This window comes from Achromobacter sp. ACM03 (genome assembly GCF_014851665.1).
GTDB classification, from domain to species: Bacteria; Pseudomonadota; Gammaproteobacteria; order Burkholderiales; family Burkholderiaceae_B; genus Achromobacter; species Achromobacter aegrifaciens.
The window spans coordinates 126549-153545 of record NZ_JACVAD010000003.1 but is presented as its reverse complement, the minus strand read 5'-3'; the positions used below and the strand labels follow the sequence as shown (position 1 = coordinate 153545).

Sequence of the window (26997 nt, the reverse complement as noted above, 5' to 3'; positions counted from 1 at the left end):
GTTTTGATACATCTTTAACAAATGAATAAGCGGGTCGGATTGATCTGGCATATTCTGCGCTACTTCATTTCGACTACTGAGACATTCGGATGCATTTACGTGGCATCGCCCTGGCTTCCATCTTCAGCGCGGTAAGCCTGCCCGCGCATGCGCAGTACGAGCAGCAGCTCGGCCCGCTGGCCGGCGCGGTCAAGCAGCAGATGCTTGAGGGCTGGACCGCCGGCGTGCAGGATGGATGGTTCACCCTGCACAACGCGAACAAGGCCGACAGCGAACAGACGCTGTACATGAATGTCGGGCCGGCGCCGGAATCGGGCCGGGTGACCGACGTCAATGTGGTCGTCAAGTCGCCGAATCCGAAAGCGTCCATCGGCGTGGCGCTGAGCAACCGCGCCAACAAGAGCCTGTGCCTGCTCGAACTCACGGCCGACAAGAATACGCTGCTGTTCTGTCTGCAGGGGAAGGATCGCCGCGACATCGCTGCGCTGCCCAACGTAGCGAAGCTGGACGGTACCGACCGCATCAGAGTGGTCGAGCTGCCCGGCGCGGCCCGTTTCATCGTCAACGGCCAGCAGATCGGCGATGTCAGCAATGAGCCCGCCACGGGCGCCGAGCTGGGCATCATGGCCTACGACGTAGGCACCTTCGGCGTTGCCGATTTCAAGATCACGATGACCGGCGGCCAATCCGCCGCGGCGCCGGCGGCCGGCACCTTGCCCGCGCGCGGCGGCAACGCAGGCGGGGGCACGGCGCAAAAGCCCCAGGCGCAGGCTCCGGCCGCTGGACAGGGTGGCGGTGACTACAACCCTGCCTTGCCGGGGGAAGGCCCCTATCCGCGCTTTGGCGGCGACACCATGCGCATTGTGTCGGTGTACATCGGCATCATGCGCAGCATCTTCATGCACGAGTTCGGGCACGCCCTGATCGGCGAGCTGGAGCTGCCCTCGACGGGGGCGGAAGAGGACGCGGTCGACATCTATTCGGCGCTGCAGATCGTCGAGCCGACCATGTATCCGTCGGACAACAAGGAAGTGAACACCATGGCGCAGGACGCGGCAAAGTACGCGGCCTTGCAGTGGTACTACAGCGGCAAGGTGGCCGAGCGCAGGGGGGCCGACGCCTCCTCGGCCTGGCAAGACGAGCACACTGGCGACCTGAAGCGTTTTCGCAACATGCTCTGCATCATGTACGGCGGCAACCCCGCCGTGTTCGAGTCCATTGCCAAACACGTCGGGCTGGAGGACCGGACCCGGGCGCGTTGCGCGGATGAATTCAACAAGCAGAACCGCGCCTGGAACAAGATCCTGGCGCCTCACACGCGCGTGGGCACCTGGACGCCCGAAGGCCAGCAGCCGGCGAATGCGCCCGGCGCGCCGGTGAAGGTGGTGTTCCAGCCGTCCAAGCGCAAGATCGGCAACTTGTTTGCGAACAATCTGTCCGAAGCGATCTCGAACAACATCAAGCTGCTGGGCGAACGCTACGTGCTGCCGCGCCCGGTCAACGTGGTGTTCAAGGACTGCGGCCAGCTCAATGCCTGGTACAGCCCGCGCGAAGGCTCGATCACCATGTGCTATGAGCTGATCGAAAACATCGCGGTGATGATTTCCGACATCGAGATGGGCACCGTGGGCGGCGAGGTCGCTCAGGCAGGGGCGGCTCCGGGCTCGGCTGCGCCGCGGCAGCAGCCGGCGCAGCCGGGGCAGGGCCTGCCCGCCAGCGCCATCGACGAGCTGAAGGACTTTGGCGTGCCGGCCACGACCATGCTGTTCACCGCGCCGTACAAGGGGCCGACGCCCAATAAGATCTACCGGGCCCAGGTGATCACGACCGCCGACCTGGTCGGGATGATCAAGAAAGACAAGAATCTCCTGATCGTCGATACCAGCGGGCTGCGCGACACGGTGCCTATCGGCTATCCGCTGACCGATGCGGGTTCGGACGGCAGCGTTACGGATCACCTGCAGCAAGGCTTCGACGCCTGGCTGTTGAAGAACAACGGTGGCGATCGCAAGGCGCCCGTCGTGGTCCTGGGCGCCGGCATGAACGATCGTTCCGCCTACAACGCGGCGCTGCGCGCCGGCACGCTGGGCTGGACCGTGTACTGGTACCGCGGCGGCGTCGAGGCGTGGGTCGCGAACGGCCTGCCCACCACGTCGAGCATGCCGAAGAAATAAACGGTCGGCGACGTAAATAAAAAGCCCGCCTGCGGTTACGCAGGCGGGCTTTTTTTTGCCGGACGGAGGCTTACTTGCCTTGGGCAGCCAGCGCCAGGGCGGCAGCGTTGACCACGGCGGCGATGCGGCCGGCATCGCGCAGCTGCTCGGTCGACAGGCCGTCATTCTTCAGGTTTTCGTAGTGCGAGGCCACGCAGAAGTGGCACTTGCCGATGATGGAGGCCACCAGGGCGAACAGCTCGAAGCGCTTCTTTTCCACGCCGCCGTGGGTGGCGTAGGCGTTCATGCGCAACTGGGCCGGCAGGCTCTTCAATTGGGCGTCGCCAGTCATTTCGACGTACGGATACCAGGTGTTGTTCATGCCCATGAGGGCCGAGGCCGTCAGCGCGGCGTTGGCGTCGCCTTCGGACAGGCCGCTCTTGAAGGCTTCGACCAGCACCGGGCTGCGCGCGGCGTAGGCAGCGGACAGCGCGGCGCCGACGGCATCTTCAGGAGCCAGCGTCGAGCGGGCGATCACGGCGTCCAGATTCAGGCGGATATCCTTGGCCCAATCCGGCAGTTGTTCCTTAATGGTCGTAAGAAATTCCATAGCTTTTACCTATAATCTAGAGCAGTTAAAGCCCAGCGCAGGACCCGCAGTCGGGTCCCGGGCCGGGCTGGAAATTACAGCGTCGCGCCGCCAACCGTACGGTTGCACGGGCACAGCTCGTCGGTTTGCAGACCGTCGAGCAGACGCAGAACTTCTTCCGGGTTACGGCCGACGTTCAGGTTGTTCACCGAAACGTGCTGGATCGTGTTGTCCGGATCAACGATGAAGGTGGCGCGCAGGGCAACGCCAGCGCCCTTTTCACGCACGCCCAGCTGGTCGATCAGAGCGCCGGTGGTGTCGCCGAACTGGTAGTGACCCAGCTTGTTGAGGTCCGGGTGCTCACGGCGCCATGCCAGCTTAACGAATTCGTTGTCGCTCGAGCCGCCCAGCAGGACGGCGTCGCGGTCTTCGAAATCCTTGGCCAGCTTGTTGAAGCCGACGATTTCGGTCGGGCAAACAAACGTGAAGTCTTTCGGGTAGAAGTAGATGACCTTCCACTTGCCGGGGAACGAGCTTTCGGTGATGTCTTCAAACGCCGACACGCCGTTTTCTTCGTGCTGGTTGAAGCCGGGCTTGACGCCGGTGACCTTGAAGGGTTCGAGTTTGTCGCCAACAGTTTTCATGTTTACTCCCAGTTGTTGGTGGAATTAAGGCTGCGCCTCAAACCTTAATTCTACGCTATGGATTTTCGTTGTCTAATTGATAATTCCTAAACTTTGCTTTGGGCAACTCTATCCTTGCGGTCAGGCCGCCGCCCTCGCGCGGCAGCATGCGCAACGAGCCGCCGACATGCTTGAGCAGGCGTTCGACGATGGCCAGGCCCAGCCCCGCGCCGCTGACGCCAGTGCGCGCGGCTTCGCCGCGCGAGAACGGCCGCAACAGGCGGTCGACGTCTTCCGGCGCGATGCCGGGACCGCGGTCGGACACCTCGATCACGATCATGGAGCCTTCAGCTTGCAGTGTCATGACGAGATGCGCCATGCCATCGGCCGAACGGCCGTAGCGGCGGGCGTTCTCGATCAGGTTGCTGACGATGCGCTTGAGGTCGAGCGCCGTGATGCGGGCGCGCAGGCCCGGCTCCAGCGTGGCGTCCAGCTCCCCGCCCAGGGATGCGGTATGGCTGCGTTCGCGTTCGTAGAGCTCGGCCAGCACCGCGGAGATGTCCGTGGCCAGTTGCGGCAACGTGCCGGCGGGACGCGCGTACTCCATCAACTGGCCGATACTGTGGTCGATCTGGCCCAGGTCTTCGTCGATGGCCTGGCGGGCGTCCTCGGATACGCCGCTCAACTCGATCTCCAGCCGCATGCGCGCAAGCGGCGTGCGCAGGTCGTGCGAGATACCCGCCAGCATCAGCTCGCGGTCGGCCTCCGCCTGTCTGAGGTCCTTGGCCATGCGGTTGAACGAGGCGTTCAGGTCGCGGATTTCCAGTGGTCCCTGCTCGGGCAGGGCGGCGGGGGTTTCGCCCCGCGACAGCACCTGGGCGGCCCGGGCCAGCCGCGACAGCGGCCGGTTGACGAAGCCCACGCTGACTGCGGCGCCCACCAGCGACAGCAATAGCGCCGTGGCGCCCCAGCCCAGCCATTCGATCCCGCCCGTCAGGCCGATCTGCTCGCGCTCGAACACCAGCCAATACAGGTCTTTTTCTATCTGGAAGCTGACCCAGAAGCCGGGCACCTGGTTGACGCCCCAGGCAATCTGCGTTTCCGGGCCGAAGCGCGTGCGGATGTGCTGGGCAACGCGTTGCCAGTAATCGTCGTCCGGGAGGGCTTCGGCGAAGTCGGTGACTTCGCGCGGATAGACCTGGATGCCTTCGTTGGTGGCCAGATCCAGCAGCAGCTTGCTGCGCTCGTCGTTATGCGAGTAGATCAGCGCGGTGCGCGTGATATTGACGGCCGTGATCACCCGCTGCGCCATTTGATTGGCGCGCGGTCCCAGCTCCATGCTGAAGAATACTTGTAGCCACGCGCCCAGGCTGACGAGCATCAGCGCGGCGAGCAACAGGAACGTGCGGCCGAACAAGCCGAGCCGCAAACGTGATGTCAGGTTCCTGAAGGTTCTGCGCAAGCGGGGCACGAGGCTGCGCTCCTGCCCGGGGCGGGCGAGTCGGTCAGCTACCACCGTCCGGCACAAACACGTATCCGAGACCCCAGACGGTCTGGATGAATACGGGCTTGGACGGATTCGGTTCGATCAGCTTGCGCAGGCGCGAGATCTGCACGTCCAGGCTGCGATCGAAGGCTTCGTATTCGCGGCCGCGCGCCAGTTCCATGAGCTTGTCGCGCGACAGCGGGATCTTGGGGTGGCGTGCGAACACCTTCAGCACCGAGAATTCGCCGGTGGTGATGGGCACCTGTTCGCCGTTGCGCGTGAGCGTGCGGGTGGACAGGTTCAGCGTGTAGGGGCCGAAGGCGATGGACTCGTTTTCCTGGCTGGGGGCGCCGGGATGTTCCTCGGTGCCGCGGCGGCGCAGGATCGCGTTGATACGCGCCAGCAGTTCCCGGGGGTTGAACGGCTTGGACAGGTAGTCGTCCGCGCCCATTTCCAGGCCGACGATGCGGTCGATTTCTTCCGCCTTGGCCGTCAGCATGATGATGGGGGTATTGTCGTGACCACCGCGCAGCCGGCGACAGATGGACAGGCCATCTTCTCCAGGCAGCATCAGATCCAGCACGAGCAGGTCGAAATGCTCGCGTTGCCAGAGTTTGCCCATCTCTTTGGCGTCTTCGGCAACGAAAACGTTGAATCCCTGCTCGGATAAGTACCGACGCAGCAAATCGCGCAAGCGCGGATCGTCGTCGACGACGAGGATTTTTCGGGTGGGGGTGGTGTTTTGCGTATTCATGGCCGGAAATGTAACAGTGGCAAGAACCAGCGGCTAGTGGGCGTTCACAAGATATTACACATTGCGAACCATGGTTGAAATCCCCCTCGCATCCCCCTGATAACCGGGGGCGGAGTCGCGGTATTTCGTACAATCTGCATCTATGGAACTAAACCTGCTGGCTTTGGAAACTTCTTCGTCCCGTTGCGGCGTGGCCCTGTTGCGGGCGGCCGATGGCCGCCTGGAGGTCAGCGTCAGGGAACACGAGGGTTCCCAGGAGCACGCGGAACGGCTCTTGCCCATGGCCAACGAACTGCTGGCGGCGTCCGGACTGGCACCAGCCGCCTTGCACGCCGTGGCTTTCGGCCAGGGGCCGGGCGGATTTACCGGCCTGCGGGTGGCCTGCGGAGTGGCGCAAGGCATGGGCCTCGGCCTGGGCATCCCCGTACTTCCCATTGTCTCTCATCAGGCGGTCGCCGCACAGGTGGAGGCCACGCCGGCGGACGCGATCGTGGTGGCGCTGGACGCCCGCATGAATGAGGTCTATCTGGCCGTCTACCGCCAGACGGACGTTTCAGATGGCGAAATCTCTTGGGAAGTCCTGCAGGCGCCGTTGCTGATCGCGGCGGCTGAAGTGGTGCCATGGACCGCCCATCACCTGCCGGCATGGTCGGCGCGCGTGGGCCGGCCGCTGGAACCGGTATTGGCCGGCGATGCCTGGGACGCCTACGCGTCCGAAATGGAATATCCCGGCGCCTGGCGCCGCGCCGACGCCAGGCGTCCGGAAGCGGCCAGCGTTGCCCGTTTGGGACGGCAGGGCTGGCTGCGGGGCGAGGCCGTGGCGCCCGAGTTGGCCGCGCCGCTGTACGTGCGCGACAAGGTGGCGTTCACCACTGCCGAGCGCATGCGGGGCGAGGGCGGCAATCCGAAAGCCCAGCCTTCGCTGGTTCCCGCGGTGCCTCAACCGATGACCGACGCCGACCTGGACGAGGTCGTGGCGTTGGAAGCGCACGTGCAGGCCTTCCCCTGGACCCGTGGCAATTTCGCGGACGCCCTGGCGGCAGGCTACGGCGCCTGGGCGCTGAGGCGCGAGGGCAAGCTGGCGGGGTTCTGCGTGCTCATGTTCGCGCCCGACGTGGCGCACCTGCTGGTGATCGCGGTCGCCAAGCCGCTGCACCGCCAGGGCCTGGGCGGCGTGCTGCTGGACTGGTGCGAGCAGCAGGCGCGTGAGCGCGGCATGGAGGGCGTGCTGCTGGAAGTGCGCCCGTCCAACGAGTCGGCCGTCAGCTTCTACAAACGGCACGGGTATCTGCAGATTGGCGTGCGCCGGGGCTATTACCCGGCCGAGAAAGGCGGCAGGGAAGATGCCCTGGTCATGCAGAAGCGCTTTGCGGCGGATGGAGCGGCGGCATGAGCCAGCCCAACATAGCGCCGCCGCCGGCCGCGCCCCGGGTCAATCCGCTGCAGCGCATCTGGCTGCGCGAGATCGGCATGGAGCGGCTGTGGCTGCGTCCAGCCCCTGCGCCCGGCAAACCGGCGGCCGAGGCGCAAGCCCTTGTTTCCAAGCCGGTTTTGCCGGCTGCGGCCCAGGATCCCGTCGCCGAGGCGCCGCTTGCGCCGCAGCCTGTCGCTCCGGTCGCGGCGGTCCCGGCGGTCCCGGCGCGCGAGGCATCACCCGCCGCCGCGGCGGCTCCTGCGGAACCCGCTCCCGGCCGTCCCGGCATACCGACGTCGATCCTGAACCGCAAAGGCCCGCCGCCGCCGCCGGCTCCCAAGGCCGAGGCCGAGGCGGCGCCTCCGCCGCCCGTGCCTGTGGCAGAAGCGATCCGGAATTCCACACTGGAAGAAATGCACGACCAGGTCGTGGCCTGTTCCGCCTGCGGCTTGTGCAAGGGCCGCCGCAACGCGGTGTTCGGCCACGGCGGCCAACCTACGCGCTGGCTGGTGGTGGGCGAGGCGCCTGGCGAGCAAGAGGACCGGCAGGGGCAGCCCTTCGTGGGCCGATCGGGCCAGTTGCTGGACGCCATGCTGTCGTCGGTGTCCATGAGCCGCGAGCGCGATGTGTTCATCACCAACGTCATCAAGTGCCGGCCGCCCGGCAATCGCAATCCCAAGCCTGAGGAAATCGCGGCTTGCAGTCCGTACCTGATGCGCCAGATTGCGCTGCTCAAGCCGGAGCGGATCCTGGTGCTGGGTCGTTTCGCGGCTCAGACGCTGCTGGGCACGGACGCCACGATCGGCAGCCTGCGCGGCCGCGTTCACCAGTTGAAGACGGACGAAGGGCGGGAGATTCCGGTAATCGTCAGCTACCACCCCGCCTATCTGTTGCGCAGTCCCAGCGAGAAGGCGCGCGCCTGGCAGGACCTGCGCCTGGCCGTGGCGCAATTGGCCTGAGCCTGGCTCCGCTATCTTTGGGCAAACAAAAACCGGGCGTCAGCCCGGTTTTTCCATGGCAGCGGAATCGCGCGCCTAGTGCGTGGAGTCCAGCGCGCGCCCATGGCCTTCCTGGCCGATCTGGTCGTGCAGTTCCGGGTTGGCCTGCAGGTTGCGCTTGCTCCAGCGCATGAAGACCACCATCAGCACGGCGACCACGGTGCCGAAGATCACGATGATGATGTTGATGGGCAGCTGCAGCCACAGCAGCAGCGTGTACATGGCGACCATCAGCAGGATGTTGAGCTGTTCGTTGAAGTTCTGCACGGCGATGGAGTGGCCGGCCGACAGCAGCACGTGGCCGCGGTGCTGCAGCAGCGCGTTCATCGGCACGACGAAGAAACCGGCCAGGCCGCCCGTGATCAGCAGCAGCAGGTAGACGCTCCAGGGCGAGTAGACCAGCGGCATCAGCAGCACGACCAGGCCCATGGCGGCGCCGACCGGCAACACGGCCAGCGCGCGGCGCAGCGGAATGCGGCCGGCCAGGATGGAGCCGACGACGGTGCCCAGCGCGGCCACGCCCATCAGCATTGAGGCCTTGTCCAGCTGGTATCCGAGATGGCTGCGGCCCCATTCGATGACGATCAACTGCAGCGTGGCGCCCGCGCCCCAGAACAGGGTGGTGACGGCCAGCGAGATCTGGCCCAGCTTGTCTTTCCAGAGCACACAGACATAGCCCCAGAAGGTGCGGATGAGCCGTACCGGGTTCTTTTGTTGCGGCGGGTAGCGCACGTGGGTGTGCGGAATCAGCAGGTTGCACAGCGCCGCCAGCAGGTACACGAAGGCGATGACCAGGATCGCGGCTTCGGCCGGGGTGTGGACCAGCTTGCCGATGAAGGAATGGCTGAGCAGGGCGGTGGAAACCGAGGACGAGATCAGCAGGCCGCCCAGCACCGTACCCAGGATGATGGAGAAGACCGTCAGGCCCTCGATCCAGCTGTTGCCCTTGACCAGCATGGCCGGGGGCAGCATTTCCGTGACGATGCCGTACTTGGCGGGAGAGTAGGCCGCGGCGCCGATGCCGACGATGCCGTAGGCCGCGCAGACCAGGTAGGTCTGGTATTCGGGGGCGACGCCGATGCTGGCATACGAGAACATCAGCATGCAGCCGGTCACTTTCAGGGCATTGGTGGAGAACATCACGCGGCCCTTGGGGAAGGAGTCCGCCAGTGCCCCGACAAAGGCGGCCAGCACGACATAAGCCAGCGCAAACGACCACTTCATCATGGGCGCCATCCAGTCCGGCCCATGCAGTTCCTGTATCAAGGCGATGGCTGCGATGAACAGCGCGTTGTCCGCCAATGACGAGAAGGCCTGCGCGGCCATGACCAGATAGAAACCACGTTTCAAGAATGTCCCCGTTCTCAGGCCTGGCCCCGGCCAGTCCGCGTGAAAATTTATGTGTCGTGCAAAAAAGTGTCAGGGAGTATAGCCGGACCCCAGACGGCGGCCATTGAGCGTTTGCCCGCGGATTGACCGCCGGCAAGCCTCAGGGACAACACGCCTTGACCCTTGCTGACGTTTGGGGACAGACTGCCTGCGGTATCATACGACCCATATGTGCGCCGGCCCTCCAGGGGCCGGTTTGCAATCTGTGCGGCAGGTCCGTTAACGCCTTTCGTTCAACCCACCCCGTCGTCATCGTACTGTGCGTCTTACTCAGCTAAAACTCGCCGGCTTCAAGTCCTTCGTCGATCCCACCGTGATTCCCGTGCCCAGCCAACTGGTGGGCGTGGTGGGTCCCAATGGCTGCGGAAAATCGAACATCATTGACGCCGTGCGCTGGGTGCTGGGCGAGGCCAAGGCCTCGGAACTGCGCGGCGAGTCCATGCAGGACGTCATTTTCAACGGCTCCGGCAACCGCAAGCCCGCGGCGCGGGCCTCGGTGGAAATGGTGTTCGACAACAGCGAGGGGCGCGCCGCCGGCCAGTGGAGCACCTACGCGGAAATCGCCGTGCGCCGGGTGCTGACCCGCGATGGCACCAGCAGCTACTTCGTCAACAACCAGCAGGTCCGCCGCCGCGACATCCACGACATCTTCCTGGGCACCGGCCTGGGTGCTCGCGGCTACGCCATCATTGGCCAGGGCATGATCAACCGCCTGATCGAGGCGCGCCCCGAAGAACTGCGGGTGTTCCTGGAAGAGGCGGCAGGGGTGTCGCGCTACAAGGAACGGCGTCGCGAGACCGAGAATCGCCTGTCCGACACGCGCGAAAACCTGACCCGCGTCGAAGACATCCTGCGCGAACTCAATAATCAGCTGGAAAAGCTGGAAGCGCAGGCCGAAGTGGCCACGCGCTACCGCGAACTCCAGGCTGACGGCGAAAAGAAGCAGCATGCGCTGTGGTTCCTGAAGGAAACCGGCGCGCGCGAAGAGCGCGCCAAGAAAGCCCAGGAGATGGCCCAGGCCCAGAATGAACTGGAAGCCGCCATCGCCGGCCTGCGGGCGGGCGAAGCTGCGCTGGAATCCCGCCGCCAGGCCCACTACGCCGCCAGCGACGCCGTGCACACCGCCCAGGGCGGGCTGTACGAAGCCAATGCGCAGGTCAGCCGCCTGGAAGCCGAAATCCGTCACGTGGTGGATTCCCGCAACCGCCTGCAGGCGCGTCGCGATCAGCTGCAGCAGCAGATCGGCGAGTGGACCGCCCAGCGCGAGCATTGCACCGAACAGATCGCCCAGGCCGAGGAAGACCTGGCCGCCGGCGCCGCCCGCACCGAAGAGGCGCGCGCCAAGGCCGAGGACGCCCAGGCCGCGCTGCCGGCCGTGGAGCAGCGTGTGCGCGAAGCCGCCTCGGGGCGCGACGAGATGCGCGCCGCGCTGGCCCGCGTCGAGCAGAATCTTGCCCTGGTGGCCCAGTCGCAGCGCGACGCGGACCGCCAGATGCAGGCCCTGGACCAGCGCCGCGAGCGCCTGCAACAGGAACTGCGCGAACTGCATAGTCCCGATCCGGTGCGCCTGGAGCAACTGGCTGGCGACCGAGCCGCCGGCGAAGACCAGCTCGAGGAAGCCCAGGAAGAGCTGGCCACCCTGGAAGGCCGCGTGCCCGAAGCGGACGCCGAGCGCAGCCGCGCCCAGGCCGCCGCCCAGACCGACGTGCAGAACCTGGCGCGCCTGGAAGCCCGCCTGTCGGCCCTCGTGAAGCTGCAGGAAGACGTGCAGAAGCAGGGGGCGCTGGAACCCTGGCTGGCCAAGCATGAACTGGCCGGGTTGTCGCGCCTGTGGCAGAAGCTGCACATCGAACCCGGCTGGGAAACCGCCCTGGAAGCCGCCCTGCGCGAGCGCATGGCTTCCATGGAAGTGCGCAACCTGGATTGGGCCCGCGCCTTCGCCGAAGATGCGCCGCCGGCCCGGCTGGCTTTCTACCAGTTGCCCGCCGCGGCGCCGACGCCCGCCGCGCCCGCCGGCCTGACGTCGCTCGCCAGCCTGCTGCGCATCACCGATCCCGACCTGCGCACGCTGCTGAATGAGTGGCTGGGCGGCATCTACACGGCTACCGACGTGACCCAGGCGCTGGCCATGCGCGCCAGCCTGCCCGCGGGCGGCGCCTGCGTGGTCAAGGCCGGCCATCTGGTCGACGCCCACAGCGTGCGTTTCTACGCGCCGGATTCCGAGCAGGCCGGCCTGTTGGCGCGCCAGCAGGAAATCGAGAACCTGCAACGCGAGATCAAGGCCCAGCAACTGATCGCCGACCAGGCGCGCGCCGCGGTCGCCCGCGCCGAAGCCGCCTGGCAGCAAGTGTCTCAGGCCATCGCCCCGGCGCGCCAGCGCGTGGCCGAGGTCACGCGCCGGGTGCACGACATCCAACTGGAACACTCGCGCCTGCAGCAGCAGGCCGAACAGTCCGGCGAGCGCGCCTCGCGTCTGCGCCAGGACCTGGAAGAGATCAAGGTCCAGGAAGAAGACCTGCGCGCCACCCGCGAAGAGGCGGAAGCCCGCTTCGAGGCGCTGGACGAAGAGCTGGCCGAACACCAATCCCGTTTCGCCGACGCCGAGATCGACGGTGAAACCCTGGCGGCGCAGGCCGAAGCAGCCCGCGCCGGCCTGCGCGAACTGGAACGCGCCGCCCAGGAAGCTGAATTCGCCGAGCGCGGCATCCAGGTGCGTATCACCGATCTGCAGCGCAACCAGCAATTGGCGGCCGACCAAAGCCAGCGCGGCAGCGTCGAGCTGGAACAGCTGCTGGTGGACCTGGCCGAGCTGGACGCCTCGGCGTCCCAGGCTGGCTTGCAGGACGCCCTGGAAGCGCGCGCCGAGCGCGAGGAAGCGCTGTCGCGCGCCCGCCAGGAACTGGAAAATCTGGCGGCCCTGCTGCGCGGCGCGGACGAAGACCGCCTGCAGCAAGAGCAGACGCTGGAGCCGCGGCGCGCTCGCATCATGGAACTGCAGCTGCAGGAACAGGCCGCGCGCCTGGCTGAAGAGCAGTTCACCGAACAGCTGAACGCGCGCGAGGTCGACCGCGAGGCGCTGGCCCAGGATCTGGCCAATCAGCCCGACGAATGGCGCCGTGCCAGCTGGCTGCAGTCCGAAGTCAGCCGCATTTCACGCCAGATCGAAGCCCTGGGCTCGGTCAACCTGGCGGCGCTGGACGAATTGAATACCTCGCGCGAGCGCAAGGGCTTCCTCGATTCGCAGCATCAGGACCTGATGACCGCCATCGAGACCCTCGAGGACGCCATCCGCAAGATCGACCGCGAAACCCGCGAGCTGCTGCAAGAGACCTTCAACGTCGTCAACGGCCACTTCGGCGAGCTGTTCCCCAAGCTGTTCGGCGGCGGCGAGGCCAAGCTGACCATGACGGGCGAGGAAATCCTCGATGCGGGCGTGCAGGTCATGGCTCAGCCTCCAGGCAAGCGCAACAGCACCATCCACCTGCTGTCCGGCGGCGAAAAGGCCCTGACCGCGACCGCCCTGGTGTTCGCGCTGTTCAAGCTCAACCCCGCGCCGTTCTGCCTGCTGGACGAGGTGGACGCGCCGCTGGACGACGCCAACACCGAACGCTATGCGAACCTGGTCGCCAACATGAGCGAGCAGACCCAGTTCCTGTTCATCTCGCACAACAAGATCGCGATGCAGATGGCCAAGCAACTGATCGGTGTAACCATGCAAGAGCAAGGGGTTTCGCGTATCGTTGCGGTAGACATAGACTCGGCCGTCCAGATGATGGCCTCCGAAGCGGCATAAACCCAATATTCAGAAGGGCGTCGGGGTTTCGGCGCGGGATTGATACATGAGTGATTTGCAGATCGGGCTGATAGCCCTGGGCGTATTGCTGATACTGCTGGTGCTGGGATTCAACTGGTGGCAGGACCGGCGCGTCCGGCGCAAGATGCAGACCCATTTCCCCTCCACCGAGCAGGATCCGCTGTTGGGGGCGGGCGCGGCAGCCGGCGCGTCTGCAACCGCGGGCGCAGCGGCGGCGCGCCGTGAGCCTGGCATGGGCGGCGAGAGCGCCCGTGCCCAGCCCGGTCAGCCGGCCCCGGTCGATGCCGGCAGCGATGCCGACGATACCGAAGAACCCGATCCCGCTTGCGAGGTGGTCATCGAGATCAACTTCGCCGACGCCGTGCGCGGCGCCGATTTGCTGCCCTACATGCAAAGCCTGCGCCACGTGGGCCGCAAGCCCATGCGCGTGTTCGCCGAAACCGATCAGCGCCGCCACCGCGCGCGCGTCCACGCCGGCGAATCCTACGCCTCCATGCAGCTGGCCGTGCTGCTGGCCAATCGCAGCGGCCCGCTGACCGCCATCGAATGGTCGCAGGCCTGGGCTCGCGCCCAGGACATGGCCGAGCGTTTCGACGCCACCATCGAAGGTCCGGACCAGCAGGCCGTACTGGAGCAGGGCGCCCGATTGGACGACACCTGCGCCGCCCTGGACACCCAGGTCGGCCTGACCCTGCTGCTGGGCGCCGCCCAGCCCGCCGCCGAGGTCCTGTCCGTGGCGCGCGACATGGGCTTCGTTGCCGACGGCAGCCGCCTGGCCTGGCTGGCGGAAAACGGCGTAGCCCGTTTCACGCTGGCGCGCGGCGACGGTGCGGCATTCGATGCCGGCATGGGCGGCATCGAACGTCTGTACCTGCTACTGGACGTGCCTTGCAGCCCGGCGGACGAGCGCGCTTTCGGCCGCATGGTCGACGTGGGCCGCGACCTGGCCGCTCGCCTGCGCGCGGACCTGGTGGACGACCAGGGCAAGCCGCTGGCCGATGGTTCGGAAACGGTCATCGACGAGCGTCTGCAGGTGCTGTTCGGCCAGCTCGAACAAGCGGGCCTGCCCGCTGGCAGCGAGCGCGCCCTAAGGGTGTTTGCATAAATGAGCGGCGCGACTGGCGGTGAAAACGCGGCGCAGGCCGCGGCGCGCTTGCGCGCCGAAATCGAACAGCACAACGTCCGCTACTACGTCTACGACGATCCGTCGATCTCGGACGCCGAGTACGACCGGCTGATGCGCGAACTGCAGGCGCTGGAGGCCGAGCATCCGGAGCTGGTGACGCCTGAGTCGCCGACGCAACGCGTGGGCGCGGCGCCTGTTTCGGCCTTTGGCAGCGTGCGTCATGTAGTGCCGATGCTGTCGCTGGGCAACGCCTTCGACGAAGAAGACGTGACTGCCTTCGACCGCCGCGTCACCGACACGCTGCGCGGCGCGGGTCTGCTGGGGCCGGCGCAGCAAGCCGATTACTTCTGCGAGCTCAAGCTGGACGGGCTGGCGATCAGCCTGCGCTACGAGGACGGCCGCCTGGTGCAGGCCGCGACCCGCGGCGACGGCCAGACAGGCGAAGACGTCACCTCCAATATCCGCACGATCAAGGCGATTCCGCTGCAGCTCAAAGGGGCGTACCCCAAGGTGCTGGAAGTCCGCGGCGAAGTCCTGATGAACCGCGCCGACTTCGAAAAACTGAACCAGGCCCAGGCCAAGCGCGACGAAAAAGTCTTCGTCAATCCGCGCAACGCCGCCGCGGGCAGCCTGCGTCAGCTGGATCCGCGCATCACCGCCAAGCGGCCGCTGCGCTTCTTTGCCTATGGCTGGGGCGAGGTCCAGGGCTTGGCGGGCTCCCAGGGAGGGCTGTTCGCCGAAGCCTCGGCGGGGGCGGCCGAAGCCTCGCAATTACCCGAGAAATCCCATGGCGCCATGCTGGACTGGCTGGCCTCGCTGGGCCTGCCGGTCAACGTCAAGCACAATCACCGCGCCAGCGGCGCCGAGGGCCTGATGGCCTTCTACGCCAAGGTTGGCAAACTGCGGCCTGAGCTGCCCTACGACATCGATGGCGTGGTCTACAAGGTGGATTCGCTGCCGGCGCAGAAGGTGCTGGGTTTCGTCGCGCGCGCGCCGCGCTTTGCGCTGGCGCACAAGTTCGCCGCCGAGGAAGCCACCACCACCTTGGTCGATATCGAAGTGCAGGTGGGCCGCACCGGCGCCATCACGCCGGTCGCGCGCCTGAAGCCCGTGTTCGTGGGCGGCGTCACCGTCACCAACGCCACGCTGCACAATGAAGACGAGATCCGCCGCAAGGACGTGCGCATCGGCGACACCGTCATCGTGCGCCGCGCGGGCGACGTGATCCCCGAAGTGCTGGGCCCGGTGCTGGATAAGCGCCCGGATGACGCCCGTGAATTCGTCATGCCCACGGCCTGTCCGGTCTGCGGCTCGGCCATCGAACGCCTGGAAGACGAGACCATCGCGCGCTGCACCGGCGGCCTGTTCTGCGGCGCGCAGCGCAAGCAGACGCTGTGGCACGCCGCCAGCCGCAAGGCGCTGGACATCGAAGGCCTGGGCGAAAAACTGGTGGATCAACTGGTCGACAGCGGCCGGGTCAAGACCCTGGCCGACCTGTACAGCCTGCGTCCGCTGGAATTGGTGGGCCTGGACCGCATGGGCCAGAAGTCCGCCGACAACCTGGTGGCCGCCATCGACAAGGCGCGCGCCCCCGGCTTGAACCGCCTGCTGTACGCGCTGGGCATCCGCCATGTAGGCGAGACCACGGCGCGCGACGTGGCGCGCCATTTCGGCAGCATCGACGCCATCATGGACGCCGATGAAGACGCCTTGTCCTCCGTGCCCGACGTGGGGCCGGTGGTGGCGGCATCGATCCGCCGTTTCTTCGCCGAGCAGCACAATCGCGACGTGATCGAGCAGTTGAAGTCGCAGGGCGTGAATCCCGTGGCCGAGGCTGCGCCGCAGGCTACGACGCTGGCTGGCAAGACCTTCGTGCTGACAGGCACGCTGCCCAATTGGACGCGCGAAGAAGCCTCGATGCGCATCCAGGCGGCGGGCGGCAAGGTCAGCGGTTCGGTGTCCAAGAAGACGGCCTATCTGGTGGCCGGCGAGGATTCCGGCAGCAAGCTCGCCAAGGCCCAGGAACTGGGCGTGGCGGTGCTGGATGAGGACGGCCTGAAAGTCTTGCTGGGCGAACAGGGCGGCTGAGGCCGCCCGCCCAGGCACAGAATCAGATGGTGCTGCGCGGCATCATGTCGCGGATGGCGGCGGCGGCGCGCTGTAAGGCCGGCAGATGCTGTTGCTTCAATTCGTCGGGCTGGCGGGAGCCCAGCACCATGCTGACGCTCAGGCCCGCCACCGCGCGGCCTTCGTGGTTGTACAGCGGCACGGCCACGCCCGCGAAACCATCCACCAATTCGCTGACCGAAATGCAGTAGCCGTCCTGGCGCACCTGCCGGATCAGCTTGCGCAGGGCGCTGCGCGACACGGTCGTGTAGGGCGTCAGGCGCTTCAGGTCCGCGCTTTCCAGATATGCGTCGAGCGCCTCGTCGTCCAGCGTCGATAGCAGCGTGCGGCCCAGGGAGTGGGCGTAGGCGGGCAGGCGGCTGCCCACCGACAGGTCCAGCTTGAGCAGCTTGGGGCCTTCTTCGCGCGCCAGGAACACGACATGTTGCCGGTCCAGCACGCCCAGCGAGCAGGTTTCCCCTACGGTCTGCGCGACTTCGCGCATGGTCGCGCGAGTCAGTTTGGGCAGGCTTAGCGAAGCGAAATACGCATAACCCAGGTCCATGACCTTGGGCGTGGGCGAGAAATTCCTGCCGTCCTGCCGCACATAGCCCAGTTTTTCCAGCGTCAGCAGAATGCGCCGCGACGCCGCGCGCGTCACGTCCAGTTGTTCCGCGGCCTCCTGCACGGTCACGCTGGCCACGCCCGTGGCGTAGATCTGCAGCAATTGCAGGCCGTTGGCCAGGCTGTCTAGAAACTCCTCTTTCCTTTCTTTCGGTTCCGGCAATGTCGTGTCCATGTATTGGCAGTCTTGTCGTTGGAGGCTCGATTGTAGTTTGACATCCGTGGCAATCTTCATAAAATGCCAATTAGCGAACAATTGTTCGTTAATTAGATGGGTCGGCCAGGGCACCCGCCCGGTACGTCCCGCAACAACGGAGACATGCCATGTGCAGGAGACTATTGCGCGCCTTGGGCGCATGCGCCCTGGCGGCGGGGGCGGCGGCCAGTTCCGTCGCCGGCGCGGCCGAGGCCTATCCCAGCAAACCCATCCGCTTCGTCGTGCCCGCCGCGGCCGGCGGACCCACTGAAATCGTCACCCGGTTGCTGGCCGAACGCATGACGCAGAGCATGGGCGTATCGGTCATCGTCGAGGCCAAGCCCGGGGCGGGCGGCAATATCGGGGCGGACGCCGTGGCCAAGGCGGCTCCGGACGGCTACACGATCCTGATGGGCACGATAGGCACCAACGCCATCAACCAGACCCTGTACAAGTCCATGCCGTTCCAGCCGTTGAAGGACTTCACGGCGGTGACGCAGGTCGTGTCGTATCCGCTGGTGGTGGTGGTCAACCCGAAGCTCCCGATCCACTCGGTGGCAGACCTCATCGCCTATGCCAAGGCCAACCCCGGCAAGCTCAACCGCGCCTCGGGCGGCAGCGGCACGTCCATGCACATGTCGGGCGAACTGTTCAACGAGATGGCCGGCGTGCAGATGCAGCACATCCCGTACAAGGGCAGCCTGCCCGCGCTCACGGACGTGATCGGCGGACAGGCCGACCTGGCCTTCGACAGCCTGGTCATCGCCCAGCCCCTGATCAAGTCCGGCAAGCTGCGCGCAATCGCCGTGACCGGGCCGGAACGTTCCCCAGCCGCACCCGACATCCCCACCGTGGCCGAAACCCTGCCGGGCTATGCCATGACGTCCTGGATCGGCGTGTTCGCGCCCGCCGGCACGCCGCGTCCCATCGTCGAACGCCTGCAGCAGGAAATTGCCAAGGCGCTGGCCGATCCCCGCGTGCGCGAACAACTTGTTTCGCAGGCCGCGGATCCGGTGGCCAGCAAGCCCGACGACTTTGCGCGCTTCACAGCCGATGAAACCGAGAAATGGGCGCCTGTCGTCAAGGCTTCCGGCGCATCCGTTTCCTGAATCCCCAAGGAGGAGTGACACATGCAGTCCATCGATTTTCAGGCGCGCCGCAAGCGCGTCGCCCAACACGCGCGCGAACTCGGCTTCGATGCCTACCTGGGCACCCGCCAGGGCGCGCTGCACTACCTGAGCGGCGCATTCATGCCCTGGCGCGGCGCCGTGCTGGTCACGGCTGACGGGCACTGCGAATTCATCTACTGGGCCATGGACGCCTCGCGAGTGCGGGTGGAAGGCCATGAGATGGAAATGTACGAGTTCGAGTTTTCCGACTTTCCGCAACTGATACGCCAGCGCCTGGAGCATCACGGACTGACGCGTGGCAAGGTGGCGCTGGACCTGTCGCACCCCGGGGCGGCGCAGGTGGCGCCGGGCATGCTGACTGCGGCCGAGTACTTCGACCTCACCAGCCATCTGCCCGACATCCGTTTCGCGAACGGCGTGGACGTGATCGACGACGTCATGCTGATCAAGGACGCTGCCGAGATCGAGCGCCTGCGCCATGCGGCGGAAGTCTCGGACTACGGTTTCGAGCAGGGCATGAATGCGGTGCGGGTCGGAGCGACCGAGAACGAGATCGCCGGCGAAATCGAGCGTGCGATCCGGCAACGAGGCAGCACCTGGTCCTGGGCGGTGACGGGCGGTACCGAAGTCGGGGCCGGCGAGCGCACGGGATTCCTGCGCGGCGTGACTCAGCAGGCGACCGACCGCGTCATCCAGCCGAACGAATTCGTGATCCTGGACCTGCATCCCTTGCTGGACCTCTACATGGCGGATACGGCATTGCCCGTGTTCCTGGGCAAGCCCGACCCGGTCCAGAGCAAGCTGATCGATTGCTGGGAAGAGACCGTGCAGACCATGCTGGCATCGTTGACGCCGGGCCGGCCGATAGCGGAGTGCGCCAGCCGCGGCATTGCCGTGTTCGGAAAGCACGGACTGAGCGAGTTCGGTCTGCCCCTGTTCGGCCATGGCCTGGGCACCTGCGCGCGCACCCGGCCCTTCATCAACCTGCGCAGCCGCGACGTCGTGACGCCCGGCATGGTGGTGGCGTTGGGCACGCACCTGTACCGCCCGGGCGTGGGCGGCATGCGGCTGGAGTATCCGGTGCTGATCGGAGAGCACGGCGCCGAGCCGCTGGTGCGCACCGAGGCCCGCGTGCACCGCCTTCCCTGAACCTCTGCCGGAGCCTGATGATGAAAGCGATACCCCTGAGCCCGCTGATCGGCGCGGCCGTCCATGGCGTGGATCTGGAAACCCTGGACGACGCCGCCTTCGCGGATGTGAATGCGCTGTTCCTGCGCCACCAGTTGCTGGTCTTCAAGAACCAGCGCCTCTCGCCCGAGGGCCAGTTGCGCTTCAGCCGCCGCCTGGGCGAGCTGGATATCCACGTGCTGGCCCAGTACAACCATCCCGAGTATCCCGAGATATTCGTGCTTTCCAACGAGGTCAAGAACGGCGTGCCGGCGGGCATCGCCGACGGCGGTTCGTACTGGCATTCGGATTTCGCCTTCCGCGAATGCCCGGCCAAGGCCACCATTCTGAATGCGCAACAGATTCCACCGGAAGGCGGCAACACCCTGTTCGTCAACATGTACCAGGCCTACGAGGAACTGGACGGCGCCGTGCAAAGCCAATTGGCGGGCCTGCGGGCGGTGCACCGCTACCGGCGCAAGAACACCAGGGCCGACGAAGGCACCCAGGTGAAGATGGACGCCAGTCAACTGGCCGGCACGCCTGACGTCGAACATCCCATCGTGCGCACGCATCCCGAGACGGGCCGCAAGGCGCTCTACGTCCATCCCGGCATGACCGCCGAGGTGTCTGGCTGGGGCGAGGCGGACAGCCAGGAATTGCTGGACCGCCTGTTCGCGCATTGCACGCAGGAGCAGTACCAGTACGCGCTGCAATGGGAGCCGGGCGACGTGGTCATGTGGGACAACCGCTGCGTGATGCACAAGGCCACCACCCGTGAACTGCCGGCCAGCATGCGGCGCACGATCTACCGCACCACGGTCATGGGCGAACGTCCTGTCTAGGCGCTGCCGATGTCCACCCGTCAGCCCTCAGGCCGCGCCGGTGGCGTGACGCAGTTGGAAGCCTTGCCATTGGACGGCGGGGGAACGCTGGCGCCGGTCCGGCTGGCCTGGGCCAGCTACGGTCCGCCGCCGGAGCACGCGCGCGCCGTGGTGTTGCTGCTGCATGGCATATCCGGCAGCCACCAGGCCTTGCTTGCGGCCGAGGGAGAGGTCCATCCCGATGCCGGCTGGGCCAGCCCCTGGCTGGGGCCGGGAGCGGCGCTGGACACGCGCGATACCTGCGTGCTGGCGCCGAACGCGTTGGGATCCTGTTTCGGCAGCAGCGCGCCGATCGGGGCGGCCGCCAGCGCATTTCCTGACATATCGATTGCCGATGGCGTGCGCGTGCAGGGGGAATGGCTGCGCGCGATCGGCGTCGAGCGCCTGGATGCGGTGGTGGGTTATTCCTACGGCGGCTATCAGGCCTTCCAGTGGGCCGTGGCCGCGCCGCTGCCCGTCGGGCGGGTGGTGGCGCTGGCGTCGGCGCCGCGCGGCGGCGGCAGCATGGCGGACGCGCAGCGCCTGCGCCGCATCGCCGCCGCCCTCGACGCGGGCGATGCGCATGCCTGGAACGAATGGGTCGAATTGCGCTGCGCAACCCTGCGTCGCTATGGCTACGCGCAATGGCTGGCCGATGCGGGCGAACCCGCCGCGGAGCAGCGTTTGCGGGCCGAGGCGCAGGCCTGGGCGGCGCGTTTTTCACCGTGGTCCATGGCGGCGCTCAGGACGTCCGCCTGCCGCTACGACGTGCGCGACGCGCTGCTGGAAACCGCTACGCCCGTGCGTTGGCTGCGCTGCGTATCCGACGAGCTCTTTGCGCCCGACGACCCGGGCGCGGGGGCGCGGATCGCGTATCCCGCCCATATTGTCCAGATCAGCGTGGCTGGGCGCTACGGCCATCTGTCGCCGCTGCTGGAAGGCCGTCTGTGGGATGCCCAGCTGCGGCAGGCGCTGGCATAGCAGAGGCTGTGCCACCCCGGCGCAGGAAAACCCGGGCGAAAAAATGCCCGCTTGCGCGGGCATTTTTCATCTGTGCGGCAAGGCTTACTGGATCTTGGCCTTTTCGCGCAGTTCCTTCTGGTAGTCGGCCAGGGTTTGCTGGCGCAGCATTTCTTCCAGTTGCGGGCGCACCTGGTCGAGCGGCGGGAATTCCACCGGACGGGTGTCGTCGACCACGATGATGTGCCAGCCGTACTGGGTCTGGACCGGCTTGTCGACCATTTCGCCCTTCTTCAGCTGCGTCACGGCTTGCGCGAACGGCTGGACGTAGTTGGTCGGGGGAGCCCAACCCAGGTCGCCGCCCTTTTCGGCGCTGCCGGGGTCCTTGGAGTTCTTCTTGGCCAGATCGTTGAACTTGCTCTTGTTGCTCTTGATCTGGGCCAGCAGGTCATTCGCCGTCTTCTCGTCTTCGACGAGGATGTGGCGGACCTTGTATTCCATCTTGCCGGCCTGTTCCTTCTTGATCTTCTCGTATTCGGCCGTGACCTTGGCGTCCGACACGGGGTGCTTGGCCAGGTAGTCGGCCATCAGGGCGCGGACCAGGATGCCTTGGCGGGCCAGTTCGACTTCGGTCTGGACGTCGGCCTGCTTGGCGATACCGCTGGATTCGGCGGCTTGCACGAAGATCTGGCGGTTGATCATTTCCTGCTTGACCTGTTCGCGCAGTTGCGGCGAATCGGTGGCGCCCTGGCTGACCAGCAGCTTGACGAATTGATCCAGGCTCTTCTGCGAGATGGCCTTGCCGTTGACGGTAGCCACGTTCTGAGCGAAAGCCGGCACGGCGATGACGCAGGCCGCAGCCAGCATGACGATGCGTTTCATGAATATCCTTTTACTTTCTATTTGGGAGCCTGGGCATCTAGCGCAAGCGCATGAATCGGATAAGGGATCAAATCTTGCAAATGATGATACACCAGCCTATGCCGCGCAACGGGCGAAAGCCCCGCGAAGCAAGGCGCTACGATGATCACGCGATAGTGGCCGGCGCCGTTTTTACTGCCTTCGTGGCCGGCATGCAAATGCGAGTCGTCCAGAATGTCCAAACTGACAGGTTCCAGGGCGGCTAGCCGCTCCCGGATCAGGGAAATGCGGTCGGTGGTGTCTGACATGAGGAGTGAGGGTTGGTTCCGGCGCGGCGCGCCGGCCATGGATTTCGGAAGGGATCAGGGCTGGGGGGGCGGGGTGTCGGAGGAGGGGGCCTGTTCCTCCGTCTGGATATGCTTGCCCAGCCAGATCGATTGGCCGATCACGAAGACCACCATCAGGCCCATCAGGCCGAAGGCCTTGAAGCTGACCCATTGCGATTCGGTGAAGTGGCCGGAAAACGCCACATACAGGTTGAGCGCACCCGCGATCAGGAAGAAGCCGGCCCAGACCAGGTTCAGCCGTTCCCAGGCGGCGTCGGGCAGCTGGATCTGCTTTTCCATCAGGCGGCGGATCAGGTTGCGGCCGAACAGCAAGCGCGCAAAGACCAGCGCGCCGCCGAACAGCCAGTACAGCACCGTGGGCTTCCATTTGATGAAGACGTCGCTGTGCAGCCAGATCGTGGCCCCGCCGAACACCAGGATGACGGTCAGGTTGATCCAATGCATGGCCTCGGTGGCGCGGCCCGTCGCTTTCAGCCAGACGATCTGCAGCACGGCCGCCGCCATGGCGACGCCCGTGGCGATGAAAATGTCCGTGTACCGATACGCAATGAAGAAAAGGAACAGCGGAAACAGGTCGAACAGGAACTTCTTCATTCAGTCTTCTATGGGTTCAAACGTCATCGACAGGGAATTGATGCAGTAGCGCAGTCCGGTGGGTTCGGGGCCGTCGGGGAAGACGTGTCCCAGATGCGAGTCGCAGACGTTGCACAGCACTTCGGTGCGGACCATGCCGTGGGTGGTGTCGCGCTCTTCGCGCACCAGTTCCGGGTCCAGCGGCTGGAAGTAGCTGGGCCAGCCGCAGCCGGCGTCGAATTTGGTGTCGGAAGCGAACAGCGCCGTGCCACAGCCCACGCAGCGGTAGATGCCGTGAGAGAACGTATTCCAGTAACGCCCGGTGAATGCCCGTTCGGTACCCTTTTCACGGGCGACGACGTATTCTTCGGGGGAAAGCTGGGCCCGCCATTCGGCGTCGGATTTTCGTACTTTGTCCATATGAGCTCTTGGAGTCCCGATGCCCGAAATGGTTCGGGCATAATCCCGCCCCATGTTAATCGAGTTTGACCAGGCGGTTGTTTCCACGCCCCAGGCGCAAGTGCTGAATGGGGTGAGCCTGACGCTGGCCGAACGACGCATCGGCATCGTCGGCCCCAATGGCGCCGGCAAGAGCACGCTGGCGCGCCTGATCAATGGGCTGGTCCTGCCCTCGGCCGGCAATGTGCGGGTGGGCGGGCTGGACACCCGGCGCGACTTGAAGGCCGTGCGCCGCCAGGTCGGGTTCGTGTTCCAGAACCCTGAAAACCAGATTGTCTTCCCCATCGTCCGCGAGGACCTGGCGTTCGGCCTGAAGCATCTGTCCCCGGACCGCCAGCAGCGCGAAGCCCGTATCGATGCGCAGTTGGGCAGCCTGGGCGTCGGTCACCTGGCGGACCGGACCAGCCACACGCTGTCCGGCGGCGAACGCCAACTGGTGGCGCTGGCGGCAGTGCTGGTGATGGAACCGGCGCTGATCGTGTTCGATGAACCCACCACCCAGCTGGACCTGCGCAATCGCAATCGCGTGCGCGACGCCATTGCGGGCCTGCCCCATGATGCCATCGTCGTCAGCCACGACCTGGAGCTGCTGGAGGATTTCGACCGGGTGGTGGTGGTGCGCGACGGTAACGTCGCGGCCGATGACCAGCCGGCCGCCGCGCTGCGTTGGTACCGGGAGCACTGCGCATGATGGAGCCGCTTTACGTCGCGGGAGATACCTTTCTGCACCGCCTGCCCGCCTGGCTGAAGCTGCTGGCGCTGATGGCGGCGGGCGCGGGCCTGTTCCTGCTGCGCGACCCGCGCTGGCTGGCGCCTGCCTTCCTGGCCGCCGCCGCGCTGGTCTGGTCCACGGGCGTGGCCGCGGCTGCCGTCTGGCGGCAGGTCAAGGGCTTGGCCTGGGTGCTGCTGGCCGTCGGCGTGTTCACGGCCTGGTTCCAGGGCGGCCTGGAGGCGCTGGCCGTGCTGCTGCGCGTAGGCGCGATGGTGGGACTGGCCCTGGCCGTCACGCTGGCCACGCGCACCTCGGATCTGATTGCCGTCTGCGAAAAGGCGCTGATGCCACTGGAACGCCTGAGGCTTGTCGATGCCGGCAAGGTTGCGCTGGCCTTGGCGCTGGCCCTGCGTTTCGTGCCGGAGATCTGGCGCAACTTCCAGGAAATCCGCGAAGCGCAGGCCGCGCGTGGCCTGGGCGCCAATCCGGTCGCGCTGATCGTGCCCTTGATCGTGCTGACGCTGAAAAGAGCGCAGGAAGTATCCGAAGCGATAGACGCGCGCAGCCACTGAGGCCCGCGCGCCCAGTTCCATCTCCCAAAGGGGAAAACCGTGAAATCCAGTAATACCGTGCTGATTGCGCTGTTCGCGGCGCTGATCGTCGTCCTGAGCCTGATCCCGCCGATTCCACTGCCCGCCATACCGGTGCCGGTCACGCTGCAAACCTTGGGTGCCATGCTGGCGGGCGCAATGCTCGGACCCGTCCGTGGCGCGCTGGCCTGCCTGCTGTACCTGGCGCTGGCAGCGGTCGGGTTGCCCGTCCTGCCGGGAGGCCGGGGAGGGCTGGGCGCCTTTTTCGGGCCTACCGGCGGCTTTCTCGTCGGCCTGGTGGCGGGCGCCCTCGTGACGGGCTGGCTGGCGCGCAGCCTGGCCGGCCGCGCCGCGGGCGGCTGGGGGAAGTTCGCCGGCTATTTGGCGGCATGCGTGGTGGGCGGCATCGCGGTGGTCTACGCCTGCGGCGTGCCCTGGCTGGCCGCCGTGACGAAAATGGGTTTGGCCAAGGCTGCGATGGCGGTCGCGGTGTTCCTGCCCGGCGACCTGGCCAAGGCCGTGGTTGCCGCCTGGGTGGCGTCGCGGGTGGAGCGCGTGTGGCCGATGTTGGGGCGTTGAGAGGCGCGCCGCAGTCCAAGGGAATCCCCCAACTGACGGCCGCAAAGCTTTTCTAGTACAAGTTCGCCATTAACGAATGCGTTTGCTGAATTGCGTTTTTCGTAGCACATCAGGGAATTACCGGAGTTGCGCATCGTCATTTGATACTGTTTTAACCCTATAATATTTTTTTCTGTATAACTTTAACTAGGCTCGCCCTGCCTCGACCGAGGCGCCTCAGAGCCACCACAGGAGACAAAAACATGCGCAAGCACTTCGGCTTGTCCGCGGCGGCTGCCGCCATTGCCCTGGCCCTGCCGCTACTGGCGAACGCCCAGGTCAAGGTTGGCGTGACCGTGTCCAGCACCGGCCCGGCTGCCTCGCTGGGTATCCCCGAGCGCAACACCGTGGCGCTGCTGCCCAAGGAAGTGGCTGGCCAGAAGATCGAATGGATCGTCCTGGACGACGCCACCGACACCACGCAAGCCGTCAAGAACTCGCGCAAGCTGGCCTCCGACGACAAGGTCGACGTGCTGATCGGCACCTCGGTCACGCCGGGCTCGCTCGCCATGGTCGACGTGGCTGCCGAAGCCAAAGTGCCGATGATCAGCGTGGCCGCCAGCGCCAAGATCGTCGAACCCGTGGACGACAAGCGCCGCTGGGTCTTCAAGACCCCGCAGAACGACGCCCTGATGGCTGGCGCCCTGGCTGACGCCATGGCCAAGTCCAAGGTCAAGACCCTGGGCTTCATCGGCTTTGCCGACGCCTACGGCGACGGCTGGCTGGACGTGATGCAAAAGGCCGCCAAGGCCAAGGGCATCGAGATCGTCGCCATCGAGAAATACAGCCGCACCGACACCAGCGTGACGGGCCAGGTGCTCAAGCTGGTCGGCGCCAAGCCCGACGCCATCCTGATCGCCGGCGCCGGCACTCCGTCGGCCCTGCCGCAAAAGGAACTGAAGGCCCGCAACTACGGCGGCACCATCTACCAGACGCACGGCGCCGCCAACAACGACGTGCTGCGCGTTTGCGGCAAGGACTGCGACGGCATGCTGCTGCCGGCCGGCCCGCTGCTGGTCGCGGCCCAGCTGCCCGATAGCAACCAGGTCAAGAAGTCGGCCCTGGCCTACGTCGAAGCCTATGAAAAGGCCAACGGCGCCGGCTCCACCAACACGTTCGGCGGCCACATGTGGGACGCCGGCCAGCTGGTCGTGGCCGCGCTGCCCGTGGCGCTGAAGTCGGGCGCCAAGCCCGGCACGCCGGAATTCCGCGTCGCCATGCGCGATGCCCTGGAAGGCGTGAAGGACCTGGCCGCGTCGCAAGGCGTGTTCAACATGTCGCCCACGGACCACGCTGGCTTTGACGAGCGTTCGCGCGTCATGGTCAAGGTGGAAGGCGGCAAGTGGGTCTACCAGCCCGGCCTGTAATCCTCCAGGATCGCCCGATCCAAGGGTGTGCAAAGCGCGGCGGCGCCCGCCGCGCGGCACCCTAGCAATGCTTCGCAC

The 26997-nt window shown here is 66.1% G+C and carries 24 protein-coding genes; 14 read left to right on the top strand and 10 right to left on the bottom strand.

Annotated features, from left to right (window positions below):
• Positions 1–89: 89 nt before the first annotated feature.
• The gene (locus IB257_RS16415; RefSeq protein ID WP_192329912.1) at positions 90–2174 is read left to right on the top strand and encodes a DUF4344 domain-containing metallopeptidase; all 2085 of its coding nucleotides are present in this window, start codon (positions 90–92) and stop codon (positions 2172–2174) included.
• 70 nt (positions 2175–2244) lie between these two features.
• On the opposite strand, the gene IB257_RS16410 is transcribed toward IB257_RS16415, so the two are convergent.
• The 4 genes from IB257_RS16410 to ompR form a co-directional block, all read right to left on the bottom strand.
• Entirely contained in the window at positions 2245–2763 is a 519-nt protein-coding gene (locus IB257_RS16410; protein WP_042796792.1) for a carboxymuconolactone decarboxylase family protein, read from the bottom strand.
• Positions 2764–2837: 74 nt separating this feature from the next.
• Positions 2838–3386 carry a peroxiredoxin gene (locus IB257_RS16405; protein ID WP_006389231.1) on the bottom strand — a complete coding sequence of 183 codons (549 nt, stop codon included), beginning with the start codon at positions 3384–3386 and terminating at the stop codon, positions 2838–2840.
• A 55-nt stretch (positions 3387–3441) separates the two neighbouring features.
• Positions 3442–4836, bottom strand: a complete 1395-nt coding sequence (locus IB257_RS16400; protein ID WP_059374934.1) for an ATP-binding protein — start codon at positions 4834–4836, stop codon at positions 3442–3444.
• A gap of 34 nt (positions 4837–4870) precedes the next feature.
• Complete coding sequence (gene ompR, locus IB257_RS16395) at positions 4871–5605, bottom strand: two-component system response regulator OmpR (protein WP_013392162.1); 735 nt, start codon at positions 5603–5605, stop codon at positions 4871–4873.
• A 142-nt stretch (positions 5606–5747) separates the two neighbouring features.
• Between ompR and tsaB the strand changes: the two genes are divergently transcribed.
• Entirely contained in the window at positions 5748–6998 is a 1251-nt protein-coding gene (tsaB, locus tag IB257_RS16390) for a tRNA (adenosine(37)-N6)-threonylcarbamoyltransferase complex dimerization subunit type 1 TsaB (RefSeq protein WP_192492580.1), read from the top strand.
• The gene (locus IB257_RS16385; RefSeq protein WP_175164314.1) at positions 6995–7978 is read left to right on the top strand and encodes a uracil-DNA glycosylase; all 984 of its coding nucleotides are present in this window, start codon (positions 6995–6997) and stop codon (positions 7976–7978) included. The genes tsaB and IB257_RS16385 overlap by 4 nt, the downstream gene beginning before the upstream one ends.
• A gap of 75 nt (positions 7979–8053) precedes the next feature.
• Here IB257_RS16385 and lplT read toward each other — a convergent pair whose 3' ends face one another.
• Positions 8054–9367: a lysophospholipid transporter LplT gene (gene lplT / locus IB257_RS16380; protein ID WP_054450519.1), complete on the bottom strand. Its 1314-nt coding sequence runs from the start codon at positions 9365–9367 to the stop codon at positions 8054–8056.
• Between the two features lie 298 nt (positions 9368–9665).
• On the opposite strand from lplT, the gene smc reads away from it, so the two are divergent.
• From smc to ligA, 3 genes are read left to right on the top strand one after another with little or no spacing between them, the layout of a single operon-like run.
• Positions 9666–13199: a chromosome segregation protein SMC gene (gene smc, locus IB257_RS16375; RefSeq protein ID WP_054450521.1), complete on the top strand. Its 3534-nt coding sequence runs from the start codon at positions 9666–9668 to the stop codon at positions 13197–13199.
• A gap of 46 nt (positions 13200–13245) precedes the next feature.
• A complete protein-coding gene (locus IB257_RS16370; RefSeq protein WP_054450522.1) occupies positions 13246–14325 on the top strand; it encodes a cell division protein ZipA C-terminal FtsZ-binding domain-containing protein in 1080 nt (359 codons plus the stop codon).
• Positions 14326–16434: an NAD-dependent DNA ligase LigA gene (gene ligA / locus IB257_RS16365; RefSeq protein ID WP_192492579.1), complete on the top strand. Its 2109-nt coding sequence runs from the start codon at positions 14326–14328 to the stop codon at positions 16432–16434.
• Between the two features lie 22 nt (positions 16435–16456).
• Here ligA and IB257_RS16360 read toward each other — a convergent pair whose 3' ends face one another.
• On the bottom strand, positions 16457–17251 hold the full coding sequence (locus IB257_RS16360) for an IclR family transcriptional regulator C-terminal domain-containing protein (protein ID WP_082400663.1): 795 nt from the start codon (positions 17249–17251) through the stop codon (positions 16457–16459).
• A 149-nt stretch (positions 17252–17400) separates the two neighbouring features.
• Between IB257_RS16360 and IB257_RS16355 the strand changes: the two genes are divergently transcribed.
• From IB257_RS16355 to IB257_RS16340, 4 genes are read left to right on the top strand one after another with little or no spacing between them, the layout of a single operon-like run.
• A complete protein-coding gene (locus IB257_RS16355) occupies positions 17401–18381 on the top strand; it encodes a tripartite tricarboxylate transporter substrate binding protein (protein WP_119450988.1) in 981 nt (326 codons plus the stop codon).
• 21 nt (positions 18382–18402) lie between these two features.
• Positions 18403–19551 carry a Xaa-Pro peptidase family protein gene (locus tag IB257_RS16350; RefSeq protein ID WP_192492578.1) on the top strand — a complete coding sequence of 383 codons (1149 nt, stop codon included), beginning with the start codon at positions 18403–18405 and terminating at the stop codon, positions 19549–19551.
• Between the two features lie 20 nt (positions 19552–19571).
• Positions 19572–20414 (top strand): TauD/TfdA family dioxygenase, encoded by an 843-nt coding sequence (locus tag IB257_RS16345; protein WP_225588992.1) that lies wholly within the window; start codon positions 19572–19574, stop codon positions 20412–20414.
• Positions 20415–20423: 9 nt separating this feature from the next.
• Positions 20424–21413: an alpha/beta fold hydrolase gene (locus IB257_RS16340; RefSeq protein ID WP_192492577.1), complete on the top strand. Its 990-nt coding sequence runs from the start codon at positions 20424–20426 to the stop codon at positions 21411–21413.
• 84 nt (positions 21414–21497) lie between these two features.
• On the opposite strand, the gene IB257_RS16335 is transcribed toward IB257_RS16340, so the two are convergent.
• The 4 genes from IB257_RS16335 to msrB are packed head-to-tail and all read right to left on the bottom strand — an operon-like array spanning position 21498 to position 23593.
• Positions 21498–22274 (bottom strand): peptidylprolyl isomerase, encoded by a 777-nt coding sequence (locus IB257_RS16335; protein ID WP_175164515.1) that lies wholly within the window; start codon positions 22272–22274, stop codon positions 21498–21500.
• Positions 22275–22291: 17 nt separating this feature from the next.
• Positions 22292–22561 carry a BolA family transcriptional regulator gene (locus IB257_RS16330; protein ID WP_082400667.1) on the bottom strand — a complete coding sequence of 90 codons (270 nt, stop codon included), beginning with the start codon at positions 22559–22561 and terminating at the stop codon, positions 22292–22294.
• A 54-nt stretch (positions 22562–22615) separates the two neighbouring features.
• A complete protein-coding gene (locus tag IB257_RS16325; RefSeq protein ID WP_119450986.1) occupies positions 22616–23194 on the bottom strand; it encodes a septation protein A in 579 nt (192 codons plus the stop codon).
• The gene (gene msrB, locus IB257_RS16320) at positions 23195–23593 is read right to left on the bottom strand and encodes a peptide-methionine (R)-S-oxide reductase MsrB (RefSeq protein WP_054450538.1); all 399 of its coding nucleotides are present in this window, start codon (positions 23591–23593) and stop codon (positions 23195–23197) included.
• Positions 23594–23645: 52 nt separating this feature from the next.
• Between msrB and IB257_RS16315 the strand changes: the two genes are divergently transcribed.
• The 4 genes from IB257_RS16315 to IB257_RS16300 all read left to right on the top strand — a co-directional run bounded on the left by IB257_RS16315 (position 23646) and on the right by IB257_RS16300 (position 26919).
• The gene (locus IB257_RS16315; RefSeq protein ID WP_054450540.1) at positions 23646–24323 is read left to right on the top strand and encodes an energy-coupling factor ABC transporter ATP-binding protein; all 678 of its coding nucleotides are present in this window, start codon (positions 23646–23648) and stop codon (positions 24321–24323) included.
• Positions 24320–24916, top strand: coding sequence for an energy-coupling factor transporter transmembrane protein EcfT (locus tag IB257_RS16310; RefSeq protein WP_054450543.1), 597 nt, complete (start codon positions 24320–24322; stop codon positions 24914–24916). The genes IB257_RS16315 and IB257_RS16310 overlap by 4 nt, the downstream gene beginning before the upstream one ends.
• Before the next feature lie 39 nt (positions 24917–24955).
• Positions 24956–25513 (top strand): biotin transporter BioY, encoded by a 558-nt coding sequence (locus IB257_RS16305; protein ID WP_175181230.1) that lies wholly within the window; start codon positions 24956–24958, stop codon positions 25511–25513.
• A 242-nt stretch (positions 25514–25755) separates the two neighbouring features.
• Positions 25756–26919 (top strand): ABC transporter substrate-binding protein, encoded by a 1164-nt coding sequence (locus IB257_RS16300; protein ID WP_054450546.1) that lies wholly within the window; start codon positions 25756–25758, stop codon positions 26917–26919.
• Positions 26920–26997: the final 78 nt, after the last annotated feature.

Coding starts and splice junctions, on each gene's coding strand:
- IB257_RS16415 (WP_192329912.1), top strand. CDS start 90: ATGCATTTACGTGGCATCGCCCTGGCTTCCATCTTCAGCGCGGTAAGC.
- IB257_RS16410 (WP_042796792.1), bottom strand. CDS start 2,763: ATGGAATTTCTTACGACCATTAAGGAACAACTGCCGGATTGGGCCAAG.
- IB257_RS16405 (WP_006389231.1), bottom strand. CDS start 3,386: ATGAAAACTGTTGGCGACAAACTCGAACCCTTCAAGGTCACCGGCGTC.
- ompR (WP_013392162.1), bottom strand. CDS start 5,605: ATGAATACGCAAAACACCACCCCCACCCGAAAAATCCTCGTCGTCGAC.
- tsaB (WP_192492580.1), top strand. CDS start 5,748: ATGGAACTAAACCTGCTGGCTTTGGAAACTTCTTCGTCCCGTTGCGGC.
- IB257_RS16385 (WP_175164314.1), top strand. CDS start 6,995: ATGAGCCAGCCCAACATAGCGCCGCCGCCGGCCGCGCCCCGGGTCAAT.
- IB257_RS16370 (WP_054450522.1), top strand. CDS start 13,246: ATGAGTGATTTGCAGATCGGGCTGATAGCCCTGGGCGTATTGCTGATA.
- ligA (WP_192492579.1), top strand. CDS start 14,326: ATGAGCGGCGCGACTGGCGGTGAAAACGCGGCGCAGGCCGCGGCGCGC.
- IB257_RS16360 (WP_082400663.1), bottom strand. CDS start 17,251: ATGGACACGACATTGCCGGAACCGAAAGAAAGGAAAGAGGAGTTTCTA.
- IB257_RS16355 (WP_119450988.1), top strand. CDS start 17,401: ATGTGCAGGAGACTATTGCGCGCCTTGGGCGCATGCGCCCTGGCGGCG.
- IB257_RS16350 (WP_192492578.1), top strand. CDS start 18,403: ATGCAGTCCATCGATTTTCAGGCGCGCCGCAAGCGCGTCGCCCAACAC.
- IB257_RS16345 (WP_225588992.1), top strand. CDS start 19,572: ATGAAAGCGATACCCCTGAGCCCGCTGATCGGCGCGGCCGTCCATGGC.
- IB257_RS16340 (WP_192492577.1), top strand. CDS start 20,424: ATGTCCACCCGTCAGCCCTCAGGCCGCGCCGGTGGCGTGACGCAGTTG.
- IB257_RS16335 (WP_175164515.1), bottom strand. CDS start 22,274: ATGAAACGCATCGTCATGCTGGCTGCGGCCTGCGTCATCGCCGTGCCG.
- IB257_RS16330 (WP_082400667.1), bottom strand. CDS start 22,561: ATGTCAGACACCACCGACCGCATTTCCCTGATCCGGGAGCGGCTAGCC.
- IB257_RS16325 (WP_119450986.1), bottom strand. CDS start 23,194: ATGAAGAAGTTCCTGTTCGACCTGTTTCCGCTGTTCCTTTTCTTCATT.
- msrB (WP_054450538.1), bottom strand. CDS start 23,593: ATGGACAAAGTACGAAAATCCGACGCCGAATGGCGGGCCCAGCTTTCC.
- IB257_RS16315 (WP_054450540.1), top strand. CDS start 23,646: ATGTTAATCGAGTTTGACCAGGCGGTTGTTTCCACGCCCCAGGCGCAA.
- IB257_RS16310 (WP_054450543.1), top strand. CDS start 24,320: ATGATGGAGCCGCTTTACGTCGCGGGAGATACCTTTCTGCACCGCCTG.
- IB257_RS16300 (WP_054450546.1), top strand. CDS start 25,756: ATGCGCAAGCACTTCGGCTTGTCCGCGGCGGCTGCCGCCATTGCCCTG.